This window comes from Flagellimonas lutimaris, from assembly GCF_003581615.1.
In the GTDB taxonomy this organism is placed as follows: Bacteria; Bacteroidota; Bacteroidia; order Flavobacteriales; family Flavobacteriaceae; genus Flagellimonas; species Flagellimonas lutimaris.
Genome location: NZ_QXFH01000070.1, coordinates 738,820 through 755,464, shown reverse-complemented (window position 1 = coordinate 755,464; position 16,645 = coordinate 738,820). Strand labels below are relative to the sequence as shown.

The 16,645-nt window shown below is 40.7% G+C and carries 12 protein-coding genes; 5 read left to right on the top strand and 7 right to left on the bottom strand.

Annotated features, from left to right (window positions below; genetic code table 11):
• Nucleotides 1–61 precede the first annotated feature (61 nt).
• Both D2V08_RS07825 and D2V08_RS07820 read right to left on the bottom strand, forming a co-directional pair.
• Nucleotides 62–1,309 carry an aspartate kinase gene (locus D2V08_RS07825; RefSeq protein WP_119607478.1) on the bottom strand — a complete coding sequence of 416 codons (1,248 nt, stop codon included), beginning with the start codon at nt 1,307–1,309 and terminating at the stop codon, nt 62–64.
• 29 nt (nt 1,310–1,338) lie between these two features.
• Nucleotides 1,339–1,821, bottom strand: a complete 483-nt coding sequence (locus D2V08_RS07820; RefSeq protein ID WP_119607477.1) for a GNAT family N-acetyltransferase — start codon at nt 1,819–1,821, stop codon at nt 1,339–1,341.
• A 113-nt stretch (nt 1,822–1,934) separates the two neighbouring features.
• Here D2V08_RS07820 and fbp point away from each other — a divergent pair, with 113 nt between their 5' ends.
• Nucleotides 1,935–2,942 (top strand): class 1 fructose-bisphosphatase, encoded by a 1,008-nt coding sequence (fbp, locus tag D2V08_RS07815; protein WP_119607476.1) that lies wholly within the window; start codon nt 1,935–1,937, stop codon nt 2,940–2,942.
• Here the strand turns inward: fbp and D2V08_RS07810 are convergent.
• Nucleotides 2,939–3,370, bottom strand: a complete 432-nt coding sequence (locus D2V08_RS07810) for a tellurite resistance TerB family protein (RefSeq protein WP_119607475.1) — start codon at nt 3,368–3,370, stop codon at nt 2,939–2,941. The genes fbp and D2V08_RS07810 overlap by 4 nt on opposite strands.
• A gap of 97 nt (nt 3,371–3,467) precedes the next feature.
• Between D2V08_RS07810 and D2V08_RS07805 the strand changes: the two genes are divergently transcribed.
• The 3 genes from D2V08_RS07805 to mfd all read left to right on the top strand — a co-directional run bounded on the left by D2V08_RS07805 (nt 3,468) and on the right by mfd (nt 10,289).
• Nucleotides 3,468–5,930 (top strand): ligase-associated DNA damage response DEXH box helicase, encoded by a 2,463-nt coding sequence (locus D2V08_RS07805; RefSeq protein ID WP_119607474.1) that lies wholly within the window; start codon nt 3,468–3,470, stop codon nt 5,928–5,930.
• On the top strand, nt 5,927–6,553 hold the full coding sequence (gene pdeM, locus D2V08_RS07800) for a ligase-associated DNA damage response endonuclease PdeM (RefSeq protein WP_119607473.1): 627 nt from the start codon (nt 5,927–5,929) through the stop codon (nt 6,551–6,553). Before D2V08_RS07805 ends, pdeM begins: the two co-directional genes overlap by 4 nt.
• A 343-nt stretch (nt 6,554–6,896) precedes the next feature.
• Nucleotides 6,897–10,289: a transcription-repair coupling factor gene (mfd, locus tag D2V08_RS07795; protein ID WP_119607472.1), complete on the top strand. Its 3,393-nt coding sequence runs from the start codon at nt 6,897–6,899 to the stop codon at nt 10,287–10,289.
• 118 nt (nt 10,290–10,407) lie between these two features.
• Here the strand turns inward: mfd and D2V08_RS07790 are convergent, their stop codons facing one another.
• The 4 genes from D2V08_RS07790 to D2V08_RS07775 form a co-directional block, all read right to left on the bottom strand.
• Nucleotides 10,408–11,565 (bottom strand): serine hydrolase domain-containing protein, encoded by a 1,158-nt coding sequence (locus D2V08_RS07790; protein ID WP_119607750.1) that lies wholly within the window; start codon nt 11,563–11,565, stop codon nt 10,408–10,410.
• Between the two features lie 262 nt (nt 11,566–11,827).
• Nucleotides 11,828–13,810, bottom strand: coding sequence for a DUF3352 domain-containing protein (locus D2V08_RS07785; RefSeq protein ID WP_119607471.1), 1,983 nt, complete (start codon nt 13,808–13,810; stop codon nt 11,828–11,830).
• 73 nt (nt 13,811–13,883) lie between these two features.
• Nucleotides 13,884–14,543: an aspartate kinase gene (locus D2V08_RS07780; protein WP_119607470.1), complete on the bottom strand. Its 660-nt coding sequence runs from the start codon at nt 14,541–14,543 to the stop codon at nt 13,884–13,886.
• A gap of 53 nt (nt 14,544–14,596) precedes the next feature.
• Complete coding sequence (locus tag D2V08_RS07775; RefSeq protein ID WP_119607469.1) at nt 14,597–14,956, bottom strand: YraN family protein; 360 nt, start codon at nt 14,954–14,956, stop codon at nt 14,597–14,599.
• A 170-nt stretch (nt 14,957–15,126) separates the two neighbouring features.
• Between D2V08_RS07775 and D2V08_RS07770 the strand changes: the two genes are divergently transcribed.
• Entirely contained in the window at nt 15,127–16,638 is a 1,512-nt protein-coding gene (locus D2V08_RS07770; protein WP_119607468.1) for a DUF1800 domain-containing protein, read from the top strand.
• Nucleotides 16,639–16,645: the final 7 nt, after the last annotated feature.

Here is a 16,645-nt window from a genome sequence, read left to right as displayed (position 1 = left end):
ACGTGTAAAGATAGAAAATAAAGGTTACTGACCCTTTTACCTAAATATTATATGGAAACTTCTATTTTACAACAAGTTGAACGGTTTCCTTACCTCTTTGCTCGACCAATACGGACTTTCCATTTTGAAGGGATTTAACCGAATCATCATTAAAATGACGAATGGTATAAAGTGAAACATCTTCGTGGCACACCACTTTAAACTTTCGCTTAAGTTCTTCCAATAAAGGTGGAAGTCCTCGAAATTTATTGTCCAAACAAACAGAAAAACTAATCGCAGAATTCTGAATAAGGTCCACCTTTAATCTGTGATCATGAAACAGCTTGAAAATTTCACTTATGTTATCCTCCACTATAAAAGAAAAGTCAAGGGACGAAAGTTTGAGTAACACCTGATTCTTTTTCACGATAAAACAGGGAATCTTAGGTTCAATTCCATTTCCTTTGCCCACCGTGGTCCCACTATCCTTTGGCCTTACAAACGATTTTACCTTCAGTGGGATTTCTTTGCGTTGCAAAGGCTGCAATGTTTTCGGGTGAATTACCGAGGCTCCATAAAACGCCAGCTCAATAGCTTCTCGGTACGAGATTTTATCCAACAATTGTGCATGTTCAAAGTTTCTTGGGTCGGCATTCAAAACTCCAGGCACATCCTTCCATATGGTCACCGATTCAGAATTTAGGCAATAGGCTAAAATAGCAGCAGAGTAATCAGAGCCCTCCCTGCCCAATGTAGTGGTAAAATTATTATCGTCACTACCTAAAAAACCTTGGGTGATATTCAATTTGGACACGTCTATTTTGGCAACTTCCTGTTGGGTGCGTTCCCAATTGACTTGGGCATCCCTATAATTGCTATCTGTTTTGATAAGAGTACGGACATCCAGCCACGTATTGGAAATGCCGACTTCGTTTAAATAGGAACTCACAATGGTTGTGGACAACAATTCACCATAACAGACTACTTGATCGTACACAAATGCATATTTAGGTGATTTATTCCAAGCTAAAAATCCCTTTACCTCATCAAAAAGTACTTTTACTTTGGAATAAACCGGATGGTTCGGATTCTGAAATAGGTCCGACAATATTTCATTGTGATAATCAATCACCTCTTGAATTGCAGCAGATACAGCATCCTTATCATTAAAATAGGATTCCACCACTTTTTCCATGGCATTGGTAATTTTTCCCATCGCAGAAACCACAACCAAAGTGTCGCTATAACCAACCTCCTGTAATACGTTGACCACATTTTTAACTGCATCTGCATCTTTAACGGATGCTCCACCAAACTTAAATACCCTCATGTATTTTTATAATATAGAATTTGGCCGGCCTAGTTGAGGCTTTCCAAATAATTTTTTATTCCTTTTTCATCCAATTGGACCACGTCCCAATCTCGTAGCACATTGGCTCCTTTCTTCTCATAAAACTCAATAGCGGGCTCGTTCCAATCCAAAACTTCCCAGCAAATTCGTTTTACCCCCAGACTATCGCCATACTTTACCACTTCATCCAGCAGGGCTGTACCCAGACCGCTCCCCCTCACCTTTTCGGATACAATCAAATCTTCCAAGTGAATGGCAGGGCCTTTCCAAGTGGAATATCTTGGATACACCAAGGCAATGCCTGCAATACCTTCGCTGGTGTCAGCAACAAAACAATGGAACATTTTTTGGTCACTAAATCCATGTTTCACTAAATCATCCTTGGTAATTTCCACAGCATCGGGTTCTTTTTCAAAATTGGCCAATTCTTGAACCAAGTTTAACACCTCTTCCATATCCTCAGGACGAGCCTCTCTAATTGTATACTCCATAATTGTTACAAATAAAACTCAAAGTTATAAAAATACATAATTAAACCTCTTCGAAAACGTTGTAGTTTCACAAAATGCCCGATATTTGTCGAAAAATAAAACAGTCTTTTCCAATGTTTGACAAACAGCGACTCACCATGGGCGAGTTCATCATCGCCAACCAAAATTCATTTCAATACACTTCCGGGGAACTTTCAAGACTACTTAACGGAATCCGTCTAGCGGCAAAAGTAGTGAACCATGAGGTAAACAAAGCAGGTCTGGTCGATATAACTGGCGCCGCAGGTGACACCAATATCCAAGGAGAAGATCAACAGAAACTGGATGTATTGGCCAATGAGAAATTTATTGAAACCCTTAAGAATCGTGAGATTGTTTGTGGCATAGCTTCGGAAGAGGAAGATGATTTTATAACAATCAATAGTTTTGACAAAAAACACCAGAACAAGTACGTGGTTTTAATAGATCCCCTGGATGGCTCATCCAATATTGATGTAAATGTATCCGTAGGAACCATTTTTTCCATCTATAGAAGGGTAACTCCGGTTGGAACTCCAGTTACTTTGGAAGATTTTCTACAACCTGGAAAAAACCAGATAGCTGCAGGGTACATTATCTATGGAACCTCTACCATGTATGTTTATACCACAGGACATGGTGTAAATGGTTTTACCCTAAACCCGGCCTTGGGAACCTTTTACCTTTCCCATCCAAATATGCAGTTTCCAGAAACAGGACAAATCTACTCCGTAAACGAAGGAAACTACATCCATTTTCCGCAAGGTGTAAAGGATTACATTAAATATTGCCAAAAGGAAGAAGGTGATAGACCTTATACTTCGAGATATATCGGATCCTTAGTTTCGGACTTTCACCGCAACATGATTAAGGGTGGAATCTACATGTACCCAAAAAGCAGCAAAGCTCAAAATGGCAAGCTTCGTTTATTATATGAGTGCAATCCCATGGCATTTTTAGCCGAGCAGGCCAATGGAAAGGCTAGTGATGGCTACCAACGTATTATGGACATAGAGCCTACCGAACTTCATGAACGAGTTCCATTTTTCTGTGGAAGCAAAAAAATGGTCGAGAAAGCAGAGGAGTTTATGTCCAATGCCTAGTTACACTCTCGCTTTATCAATTGATGATAATCTTCGAAGGCAATTTGTCCAGAGAAAATAGCGATGGACTTATCGATAATTTCCGATGCTTTTTTAGGATCAAAACCTAAACCAACAGCATACTTTTCAACAATTTTACGTTCATCATCATCAATATAATGATCGGAAAAAATAATCTGAAAAAATTCGAACAACCTTTTAAATCTTTTCTCGCCACTGTGAGGAGTATCAATAGGATATTTGTTTTCCTTCTTCATCACTTCTTTGATTTCCTCATCAGTAATATTGAGCTTAAAAGCGAATTTATCCAAAACCGCTTTTTCTTTCGGATTGATTTCCCCATCAACCGAGGCCAAACTAGCCAATGTGGCAAAATGGGCCAGGTTTTTCCTGTGGTCTCCGTGCTCGTATAGATCTAAAATTGGCATATCGAAAATTTTATACCACAAATATAATTCTTATCACAAAAAGCAGGTGTATAGGCAATAAAGAATTTCGTATTTTTCAATCCAAAGTACAACGACACTGCACGATTCAAAACTCCTTCATATTGCAGAAAATTGGTTTCAAGGTCAAGATTGGAAACCATTCCCCTTTCAAAAGCAGACTTGGCATGCTTTTTTAGAAGGTAAACATGGTTTGTTGAACGCACCCACCGGAAGTGGAAAAACCTATGCCCTATGGTTTCCGATTGTGCTCAACTACATTAAAAACAATCCTAATTACAAGACTAAGCACAAAAAAGGATTGAAAGCCATTTGGATTACGCCGTTACGGGCCCTTTCCCAAGAAATCAAACAGTCTGCGGAGCGAATCACCCAAGATTTGGAAACCCAAATGACCGTGGGAATTAGAACTGGGGATACTTCCGCAAAAGAACGGGCAAAAATGCGGACCAACATGCCCGACCTATTGATTACTACGCCAGAGAGTTTACAGTTGCTATTATCTTCCAAAGCTTATGAAAAGACCTTTAAGAACTGTTCTGCCATTGTGGTTGATGAGTGGCACGAGCTTTTGGGAACCAAGCGGGGCGTTCAAATGGAACTGGGACTATCCCGATTAAAAACTATCTGCAAGGAATTACGGATATGGGGCATATCGGCCACCATTGGCAATTTAGAGCAAGCCCGTCAAGTGTTATTAGGACCCACATCGCCAGAACTTGATAATTCAATATTGGTCAAGGCCAACCTCAACAAAAAAATCACAGTTAAAAGCATTATTCCAAAGGAAATGGAAACCTTTCCTTGGCGAGGGCATTTGGGATTGCATCTTTTAGATCAGGTAGTGCCGATTATCAACAATAGTAAAACCACCTTACTTTTTACCAATACCCGTAGCCAATGTGAGATATGGTTTCAGAAAATATTGGAAAAATATCCGGAGTTCGCAGGTGAAATGGCGATGCACCACGGTAGCATCAACAAAGAAACCCGTCTGTGGGTGGAGCAGGCCATCCGTAACGAAAGTCTAAAAGCCGTGGTCTGCACATCTAGTTTGGACCTTGGAGTTGATTTTGCCCCAGTGGAAACCGTTGTACAGATTGGCGGACCCAAAGGAGTAGCTCGTTTTTTGCAAAGGGCAGGACGAAGCGGCCATCGACCTGGCAAGGAAAGTGTGATTTACTTTTTGCCCACCCACGCTATTGAATTAGTAGAAGCTTCGGCCATGCAAAAAGCCGTGTTGAACAGTGCTGTTGAAGACCGTATTCCCTACCTAAATAGTTTTGATGTTCTCATTCAATATTTGACCACTTTAGCAGTTTCAGATGGGTTTTATCCTGATGAAATCTATCCTGAAATCAAACAAACTTTTTGTTATCAAACCTTGACCAAAGAACAATGGCAATGGCTATTGAATTTTCTGGTGATGGGAAGCCAAAGTTTAAAGAGCTACGACGAATACAAAAAGGTAGTGATTGAAGAAGATGGCAAGTTTAAAGTGAACAGCAGGGCCGTTGCTATGCGGCATCGATTCCAAATCGGAACCATTGTTGGAGATGCCACCATCTCTGTTCGCTATCAAAAAGGGGGCTATATCGGCAGTATTGAAGAATATTTTATTTCCAAATTGAGTCCTGGCGATGTCTTCACCTTTGCAGGTCGAAATCTGGAATTTATCCGAATAAAAGGGATGGCCGCTCACGTGCGTAATTCCAAAAAGAGAACCAATAAAGTGCCCAGCTGGATGGGCGGACGCTTAAGTTTTTCCGCAAAAATGTCCGAACTGCTTCGGCAGGAATTGTACACAGCCGAGTTAGAGTTTTCAGAACAATCCGAGGAAATTAAAGCTTTGCAACCGATGTTTTCCAAACAACGAGAAGAAAGTATAGTGCCCCAACCCCATCAACTTTTAATTGAAACCTTTAAGACCCGTGATGGCTATCATCATATGTTTTACCCTTTTGAAGGTAGGGCTATTCACGAAGGGATGAGCAGTCTGTTGGCCTATCGAATCAGTTTATTGACGCCGATAACCTGCTCGCTTGCTTTTAATGATTATGGTTTTGAGTTGCTATCTGACAGGGAAATCAATATTCAAGAAATTTTGGATAACAACTTGTTTACTCCCGAATATATGTTGTCCGACCTTCAAAAAAGTTTGAATTCGAATGAAATGGCGCGGCGAAAGTTTAGGGACATTGCCGTAATCAGCGGAATGGTTTTTACGGGATATCCCGAAAAAGGAGTCAAAATGAAACACCTGCAAAGCAGTTCCGAATTGTTGTTTGATGTATTTCGTGATTTTGAGGATGATAATCTGCTCTACCAGCAGGCCTATACGGAAACTTTTGAGCATCAATTGGAGGAAGGTCGTTTACGCCTAGCTTTGGAACGTATTGCTGAGCAGGACATTGTTTGGAAAAAATGTTCACAACCTACGCCCCTATCCTTCCCGATTATTACGGATAGGCTCAGGGAAAAGCTCTCCAACGAAAAGTTGGCAGACCGTATTAAAAGAATGATGGCTAAATTGACCAAATGAACTTGACAATCCGAAACCAAAAATTTCAACTTCATCCTTTGGGTGGATTGTTTTGGGTAGAAAAATCACTTTTGCTGATCAGCGATATGCATTTGGGCAAGGTATCACACTTTAGAAAATTTGGTGCCGCCGTTCCCAGAAAGGTAATTCACAAAAATTTTTTGTTGTTAGATCAAATTGTGGCCGATTTTCAACCCTTTCAAATCTGTTTTTTGGGCGATTTGTTTCATTCATCCCTGAACAAAGAATGGGAATTGTTCGAAAATTGGGTGGCCAAAACACCTGCCGAAATACTTTTGGTTGCCGGAAACCACGACATCATTGCTCCTGAAAAATTTGAAAAAGTGAACGTTTCCATATTTCCTGAGCTCGTAATTGATTCTTTCCTATTGACGCATCATCCCGAAGAGCGAGAGCATCACTTTACATTTTGTGGTCATATCCACCCCTCCATTAAACTCAAAGGTTTTGGGAGGGAACGAATAAAACTGCCCTGCTTTTTTAAGTCCAATAACCAAATGATTTTGCCAGCCTTTGGTCAATTTACGGGAACACACACCCTCAATCCCAAAAAGAATGACGAGGTATATGCTATTGTCGAGGATAGTATTATTAAGGTTTAGATTCTTCGCTCCGCTCAGAATGACATCCTTACTTAAACTTGTCATTCTGAAAACACGAAGTATTTGAAGAATCTCTTTTCGATAAAAGAAGAATAAAACCAATTTGGAGCACAAAGGTATTTGTGGTAATTCGTGCAATTCATGTCCAATATTTTGACCTCTCGACAACCAATAGATTCTTCTCTATGCTCAGAATGACATAATAAATACCGTCATTCCGTGCTTGACACGGAATCGCATCTGAGGGAGACGCTTAAACAAGTTCAGCGTGACGACAAGAAACCCAAAAAAACATTTTTAGTAAAAGGTTTCGCGGTTTATCTTTGTCGCAAAGTTTTTTGGATTGACCAAAACCCTAATTCCCAAATTATTTGAACAGTCTCCCCCACTCGGGAAACTGAGGGAGATTATTGCCCAACCTCTCGACTCCGCTCTAGGTGACAGTCAAAAAATTAGCATAAAAGGACTTGTTGGCTCCTCACTTTCTTTTGTGGTTTCCGAAGCTTTTAAGTCAGCAGAATCACCGTTTTTATTGATTTTGAACGACAAGGAGGAAGCCGCATACCATTTAAACGATCTGGAACAGCTCATCGGTGAAAAGGATGTGCTATTTTATCCAGGCAGTTACCGAAGACCTTATCAAATTGAGGAAACGGACAATGCCAATGTGCTGTTACGTGCCGAGGTGTTGAACCGCATCAATTCAAGAAAAAAACCTGCGGTGATTGTCACCTATCCCGATGCCCTTTTTGAAAAGGTGGTCACGCGAAAGGAACTTGACAGGAACACTCAAAAAATAAAATTGGGTGATGAAATCTCGTTGGATTTTTTGAACGAAGTCCTTTTTGAATATCAGTTCAAAAGAGTGGATTTTGTTACCGAACCCGGGGAGTTTTCTGTTCGTGGAGGTATTGTGGATGTGTTCTCCTTCTCGCATGATGAACCTTATAGAATCGAGTTTTTTGGAGATGAAGTGGACAGTATCCGAACTTTTGATGTGGAAACACAACTTTCTACGGACAAGGTGAAAAAAATCACCATTATTCCCAATGTCGAGAACAAGTTCACAGAGGAGATACGGGAAAGCTTCCTAAAATATATTTCAGCCAACACAGTAGTTTTTGCAAAAAATCCTGCACTGATCTATGACCGCATTGATTCCTTTTTTGAAAAAGCAGAGGAGAGTTTTGCCAAGTTGAGCGAAGAAATCAAACATGCGAAACCCAAGGAACTCTTTTTGGATTCGGCTTTGTTGAAAAACCAATTGCAAGATTATTTATGTTTTGAGATTGGTACTTCAAGTGAAGCCTTGAATCAAGCAGGTGACGAAATTGTATTTCAAACCAAACCCCAGCCAGCTTTCAACAAAAAGTTTGACCTGCTCATTGAAAACCTGAACGATAATCGGGATGCAGGTTACAGCAATTATATTTTTTGCTCCACCGAGCAACAGGCAAAGCGTTTTCACGATATTTTTGATGAAGTGGACGAAACGGTCCACTACCAAACCATCATTTTCCCCTTGTACAAAGGGTTTGTGGATGATGACCTCAAATTGGTCTGCTACACCGACCATCAAATTTTTGAGCGTTACCACAAGTTCCATTTAAAGAATGGCTATGCCAAAAAGCAAGCCATCACCCTAAAGGAGCTCAACAAACTGGAAATCGGCGATTATGTGACCCACATTGACCACGGTATCGGCAAGTTTGGCGGTTTGCAAAAAATTGATGTGGAGGGCAAAAAACAGGAAGCCATCAAACTAATTTATGGTGACCGTGATATTTTGTACGTAAGCATCCATTCGCTACATAAAATATCCAAATACAACGGCAAGGACGGAGCTCCTCCAAAAATATTCAAACTAGGTTCCGCTGCTTGGAAAAAACTGAAGCAAAAGACCAAAGCTCGGGTCAAAAAGATTGCTTTCGACCTTATAAAAGTCTATGCTAAACGGCGATTGGAAAAAGGTTTCCAATATGCTCCTGACAGCTATTTACAATACGAATTGGAAGCATCGTTTTTGTATGAGGACACTCCCGATCAGGAAAAAAGTACCCAAGATGTAAAAAAGGATATGGAAAGTGAACGCCCTATGGATCGATTGATTTGTGGGGATGTTGGCTTTGGAAAAACTGAGGTGGCCGTACGGGCAGCGTTTAAAGCTGTGGACAATGGCAAACAAGTTGCCATTTTGGTTCCAACTACCATTTTGGCCTTTCAGCATCATAGAACTTTTTCGGAACGATTGAAAGAAATGCCCGTTACGGTGGACTACCTCAACCGCTTTAGAACAGCTAAGGAGAAAAGGGAAACCCTCGAGAATTTAGAAAATGGAAAAGTTGACATCATTATAGGAACGCACCAATTGGTCAACAAAAATGTGAAGTTTAAGGATCTGGGCTTGCTCATTGTGGATGAGGAGCAAAAATTCGGGGTTTCGGTGAAGGAAAAACTACGTGCGATCAAAGAAAATGTGGATGTGCTTACGCTTACCGCTACACCGATTCCGAGAACCCTGCAATTTAGTTTGATGGCTGCTCGTGATCTTTCCGTAATCAATACGCCACCACCCAACCGCTACCCCATCGAAAGCCATGTAATTCGATTGAACGAAGAAATTATCCGTGATGCGATATCCTATGAAATCCAACGGGGCGGACAAGTGTTCTTTATCCATAACCGAATTGAGAACATTAAGGAGGTTGCGGGAATGCTCCAACGTTTGGTTCCCGATGCCAAAATCGGAATTGGCCACGGACAAATGGAGGGCAAAAAACTGGAACAGCTCATGCTTTCCTTCATGAATGGTGAGTTTGATGTTTTGGTTTCGACCACCATCATTGAAAGTGGTTTGGACGTGACCAATGCCAACACTATTTTTATCCATAATGCCAATAATTTTGGTTTGAGCGACCTTCACCAGATGCGTGGTCGTGTAGGTCGAAGCAACAAAAAGGCATTCTGCTATTTCATTACGCCACCTTATGAAGTGATGACCACTGAAGCTCGAAAACGTATAGAAGCCTTGGAACAATTTACCGAGTTGGGAAGTGGTTTCAACATTGCGATGAAGGATTTGGAAATTCGTGGTGCCGGTGACCTTTTGGGAGGCGAACAGAGTGGGTTTATCAATGAAATTGGGTTCGAAACCTATCAAAAAATATTGTCCGAAGCCATTGAGGAGCTCAAAGAAAATGAATTTAAGGAACTGTATGATGAAGTTGAGGGCGACAAGGAAAAAGTGTACGTGAAAGAGATGCAGTTGGACACGGATTTTGAACTGCTCTTCCCTGATGATTACATCAACAATATAACAGAACGCTTAAACTTGTACACCCAATTGAATGATGTGGAGGACGAGGAAGGCCTGCAAAAATTTGAAGCCCAATTGGTGGACCGTTTTGGAGAATTGCCCGAACCTGTAGTGGACTTGATGAATTCCGTCCGTATTAAATGGATTGCCACCCACATTGGCTTGGAAAAGGTGATTATGAAAAAGGGCAAGTTTATCGGTTACTTTATTGCTGACCAGCAATCCAGTTTTTACCAGAGTGCTGCATTTACCCAAATATTACAATACGCGCAAACCCATCCTCAACTTGTAAAACTCAAAGAAAAACAAACTCGAAACGGATTGCGATTATTATTGGTATTTGATAAGGTTACCACCGTAGATAAGGCACTGAAGTTTTTGGAGCCTTTTACACCTCAAACAAAAAATGTTTCCGTATAAATCATGTTCGTCATGCTGAATCTATTTCAGCATCTCATTACTTTTTATCGAGATTCTTCGCGTCGCTCAGAATGACATCAAAAATGATTTGTGGAAATTAGTGTAGTTCGTGTCATTGTTAAAAAGCCTCATACACCTGCTTTACAAACTCCCCGATCTTTGAAGGTTCCAGCCAGCGGGTCACAATAACCAATCCGCTTTTTTGGTCCACTACAATAAAATTGCCTCCAAAACCTGCGGCGTAGAAAACATGTTCGGGAACACCTTCCCAATGCCGGCCGCCTTTTTGGTTTAACCACCACATATAACCATAATTTACATTGGGTACCGAAGGTGTAGTTGCTTTTTTAATCCAATCTTCACTTATGATTTGTTCTTCTTCCCATTTACCATTGTTCAAGAAAAGAGTTCCAAAACGGGCCATATCCTCAGTGGAAATAAAAAGTCCAGCACCGGAGTGTCCACCACCGGTCACAGATTTCATTTTCATTCCATCGATTACGGTCCAAGCATTGTCATAGCCAAACCAACGCCATGAGGTAGTAGCTCCAATTTTGTCCATCAGCTCTTCTTTGAGTACCATTGGCACAGGTTTTCTCCACACATGAGTTAAGGAGTAAGCTAGCACGTTTACACGAACGTCGTTATACTCCATCACAGTTCCCGGTTCGTTGAGCTTTCGGAATTTCCAATCGTCCAGACCACCTTCACTTGGTGGACGGTCCGCCCAATCCTTGCCACCCCAAAGTTCGCCCGACCAATCGGAATTTTGCTGTAGCAAATGCTCCCAAGTTATTTTGGAGTTGTGTTCACCATCAAAAGTACCGTCCCAAATATAGTCCACCACTTTGTCCTTGGTGCTCTTGATCAAACCTTGATCTTCGGCAAGTCCGGCAACCGTGGACAAAAAACTTTTGGTAACGCTAAAGGTCATGTCCACCCGCTTGGTATCACCCCAAGAAGCCAACACATATCCATTCTTCATAATCATTCCGGCAGGACCTCCCCTCTTCTTAGTAGGGCCAAGAATTTCATGGAAAGGTTCACGTTTAAATCCTTCCAAAATAGCTTGTCGGATATCACGAGAGCCAGAATATTCGTTGGCATTGGCGTATTCCGCAGCTTTATCCAATGCTACATTATCAAACTTAAATTGTCCCTTCTCTGCGGTTTTCCATGTTTCGTAGCGTTCGGGAAAATTGAGTTCTTGCGCATTGGTTTCAAAAGTTGTGGCAAAAGCAACAATCAGTGTTGCTGTAAAAAGAAGATTTTTCATCTTTCGGAGGTTTGGTTTGGGCAAGAAAGGTACTAATTGTTGATGGATTTCGACAGAGTAAAAGATTGTTAAATCGCTTGAATTCGTCATGTTCTACGAATAATTATCGAGATTATTTTAGCATCTCATTCCGATTTGCTAGAGATTCTTCGTCCCGATAGCTATCGGGACGCTCAGAATGACAAACAAGATTTCTCATGTCCATTCGAAATGACAATCAGTTCTATAAAGGTCATTTCGACAAAGCGTAGCGACAAAAAATCTAAAACCGTTTTTTATGGACTTGGTCTCCTTCCGCATTATAGTATCGCCATGTGCCCACTTGTTCATCGTTTCGGAAGCGACCACGGATTTTTCGGGTACCATCAGGGTAGAATTCTTCGTAGCGCCCATGCTTTAATCCATCTTTCAGGTCAACTTCGAACCGAATGTTTCCGTTAGTATATTTTTTACTGAAGGAGTCAGCATTTAAATCAGTTGGATAAATGGGCCTCAGGTTAAAAACCGAATCGGTAATCTCTGCCGTAGCTGAACTTTGGGTTTTAGGTATTGTTTTAGTAGTATTTTTTGAAGTATTGACAGTTTTCTTTACTTCTTCCACATCCTGATAGTTCAACACCAACCGGCTTTCGAACAAATCATCTTCCGGGGTCAATTGCAAGCCTACTTGCGGGAAACATATGATAAAATCTTTGTTCTTTCGCATTTTTTGTTTGGTAGGCCCATCGGCCAGAGCGAACATAGTATCAAACAACAAAGGAACATTGCTGTACACGAACACGGTAGATTCAGCATCAAATTTTTGGTCGAAATCTCTAAAGACTTCAGAAGTTGCAAGCGTTTCGCCTTCCACTACTTTATCAATTATCCCCTTTAGGGTATTGGGGTTATCGCTAAAAATAACATAGTCATCAATCTGGGTAAAGTAAGGTTTATCAAACTCATCAAACCTGCCGCCCAACAACATTTTAAAAAAGCCTTTGATAGACAAGAAATTGATTTCATAATCCTTGTAGTTGACAGCTTTGAACTTTACGGGTGTTTTTTTACGGATCTGTTCCACTACAAAATCCAGATTGGTCTTGGCATCTTCCACATCATTTGCTTTGAGTACCAGAGCTACATCATTCTTTCCTTTGGAAATGTGGGATTGAATTTGCAGGACCGCAATTTCATCACCAATCCAACTGACGAAATTTTCTTTTACATCAATCTTGAGGAACTTCTCTACCTTGGCTATGCCACCTTGATAACTCTCGAACTGCTCCGGATCGTTTTGCTGGACCATCTCAAAATTATCGTAGAACTCGGAAAAGCTATCAAATCCATAGCTGATGTAAAGTGCCGTACTATTTGGGGCGATTTTAGGAATGGAACGCTCCGCTGTACCCGATTTTTGAAGCGCCTCCAAATAGTATTCGTTAACAGCGCTAATGTTGGTATACCCATTGGCGGTTAGCGTGCTGTTCTCGTCCAAATCAAAATAAAAACCTGAGAATAAAAAGTTTTCGCTCACCCGCTTTACCCAGTCGGAAGGCCGGTCCGAGTATTGTTTTATGTAATCATCAAAATAGTGGTACTGTACATACATTCGGAACAAATCCTCGTGCCCCACCTTTTGGTTGATTTCCAGAAAATTGAGATTTCTCCCTAGCACCGGCTCATTGTATTGATCAATAGAAGCTTCTACCAAGGTGTGGGTATACGAGGCCACCAATTGGTTTTTGATAAAAGCCAAATACATGGTTTCCTTGCTTTCCCTGTCGTGCACTTCCAAAATTTCGTGATCGTGATAGGTTCGTTTACTCAACACATAACCATCATCTAGCAACGTATTCAAATAGGTCTTGAGTAATTGGAGTTTGGCGATTCGTTTGAGGTCCAGCACATAAAATATCCCATAATCTTTGGGTGATATCATGTGAATGGAAATAAAAAGGGAACGATTGTCAAAAAACTCGAACAGTTTATGATTGTCGTTGAAAACCGTGTCTACTCGTTGTATATTTTCGGTAAGTTCTGAAAAGTAATCGTTCTTTTTAAGGTGATGCCAAGCTTCACTTTGGCTGATTTTTTCCCAACTTTCCACAGGCTGTTCCGACTCAATGATGAAAACGGCATCCCTAGGAATCAGATAGATGGACTGAAGGTTGGTCTTGGGAGAGAGTATAAAAATATAGGCCAAATAGCACAAGTATAGTACCATTAGGCCTAAAAAACCGTAAAGAATCCTTTTTTTGGTCATTTTTCCAAAAAGTGTCTTTTTCTAGAACGAAGAAGAATTCGTTTTAGTTTAGACCTAGCAAAGGAATCTCAAATTATAGTGATTTTAAATCTTTGATCGTCTTGAAAGCGACATCCACCTGCTCATCATTCACTAAAATGGTGAACTCGTTGGTGGTGGAAATTACCTCGTAGAGTACAATCCCTTCCCAAGCCAATCGCTGAAAGATGAAGTAATAAATACCAGGCACAGAAACATTCTCCGCAGGTAATTTTACGGTAATGGAAGAGAGTCCCTCGGCCTTTTGGGTACAACGTTCCATTTTAAAGTACTTTTCCACAACACCATCCATTACATTGCTGATCACAATGTTGATTTCGTTGACACCACGTGAAGAGGTATAAAAAACATCTTGGTTTGCATTCACTTCTTCCAACAATCTCGCTTGCTGCTGCAATATGGTATCGGAAGCCAAAAAAGTGTAATCCGTAAGGTTGGAGCGTACCGTAATCTCACCAATATTTTTAAGGACCTTTACGATTTTGTGCGTGGCTCTAAACTCCAAATCGTCCGAAAGACGCTTAAGTGCCATTACTATAGCTCCATCTTTTACATCTTTACCCAATTCTTCTGCGATTTCGGGTTTTATTTGTCTGGACAAAGAGGTCAAATTGATAATTCCTTGTGCCAAAGCAGTTTGTAAAAAAGGCTTTTTCTTAATGTAATGCTCAACAACAGCAGATATTGTTTTCATTTATTGATTGGTTTTGAACAAAAATAACATATTGTTACAAAACAAACAAATGGTTAAAAATGATAGAAAGCATTTTCAAAATGCTCAATTTCAAAATTATCTGCATTTTTTATCACTGGAATCACATCAAATCTAACCTCAAATTCTTTGTCCTGTTCTTCCACATAACGGTTAGCTGCCATGGTTAAAAGTTTTACTTTTTTTGGTGTGATCACATGAGAAATATCTTCCAGAAACCCTTTATTTCTTGACTTTACCTCCACAACGACCAAGATACCCTCTTTCTCAGCAATGATATCCACTTCAGCATTTAGATAGCGGTAGTTAAGCGATTTAATCTCATACCCAGAAGTCTTCAAAAAGTCAACTGCTTTTTGTTCTCCCAGCTTTCCAAATTTGTTGTGATCAGCCATACAATTTGTAATAATGTAAAAAAAATGCGCATTTCATCGAAAAATTTGGTCGTTCATGGACTTTAGAGCGTTAAGATTGTAATTTGTTGGCTCAATTGAACCACACCCAACACTAGCATAAACATATAGTTGCCCCAAAACTATGTACCAAATTAACGCCAGAAATTGCTATGGAGTACTTTATCAATTGTAATTCCTCAACCTTGGCGCCTTACACTACTCCATTGGATGAGTTGCGTGCGGCCCACTTGTACCGAAGGCTTGGTTTTAGTGCCTCTGTACAAACTATTAATGCCGCTGTTGGACAAACAGCCGGTTCCCTTGTAGATAACTTAGTAAATCAAGCCCTAGCGGCACCAACCGTCCCTGCACCGGAATGGGCAGATTGGAACGATACCAACTATCCTGCCGACGATGATATGGCGCGTGCGCTACGAAGATTACAAATAGAGGACTTTACAACAGCTTACGGCAATGCAATTGTAGACAATGAATTGTTGGACAGGATGAGCTTTTTTTGGAGTAATCACTTTGTAACCCAGTTAGAGACTTATAATTGTCCCCAGTTTCTATTTTACTATATCAACTGTCTTCAGCGAAATGCCTTAGGCAATTTCAAAACCTTCACTAGTGAAATTGGACTTACAAGCGCCATGCTTTATTATTTAGATGGTGTTCGCAATCGAGGGGATAACCCGAACGAAAATTATGCACGTGAGCTTTACGAGCTTTTCACTTTGGGAGAAGGAAACAATTATACGGAAGAAGATATTATCGAAACTTCCAAAGCAATATCAGGGTATACCGAGCGGGGTGAGCAAGGATGTACACAAGTTGCCTTTGATCCAACAGAGTTTAACACCGAGAACAAAACCATATTTGGTCAAACTGGAAATTGGGACTACGATGATGTTATCGATATCCTCTTCAACCAAAGAGCTGATGAAATCGGTTGGTTTATCTGCAAAAAATTATACGAGTTTTTTGTCCACCCCGATTCAACCAGTGATGATGGAGGAATTGCTCCCCAGATAATCGATGGTTTAGCTCAAACATTTATTAGTAGTGGCTTTGAAATTGCCGCTGTGCTTCGTCAACTATTTAAAAGTCAGCACTTTTTTGATGAAACAGCTATAGGGGTGATCATTAAAAGTCCTGCAGACCTATACTTCAACTTTTTAAAAGAATCCGGTTTCTCTTACGATGATGGAACTATTATAAATATGATTGATGCCTGCTCCTTGATTGGACAGCGATTTTTTCAACCACCCGAAGTGGAAGGTTGGCAACGAGACCGAACATGGATCAACACCAACTTTATTATTGGACGTTGGCTGACCATGGAAGTCTTCATTGATCGTTTTTTCCAAAACGATTCGGAACAGTTCAGAACTTTGGCCATGGACGCTGTTGGACCAGCCAATAGCAATACTAGTAACCCAGAAATTGTGGTTAGAGCCTTGGTGAACAAGTTTACACCGAAAGGTCTTTTAACTGATGCTGATTTTGAGAAGGCCATGGACGCCTTTAAGATTGACGACGTACCCGAGGAATACTACTCCTCGGATTATATTCCAGGAGGTAATGGCTGGTGGGTCCTTTCATCGAGTATGGAAGTTCCAACGCAAGTCCATGTATTATTGCGTCATTTATCCAGAGAGCCCGAATTTCAACTAAAATAACCCCTAC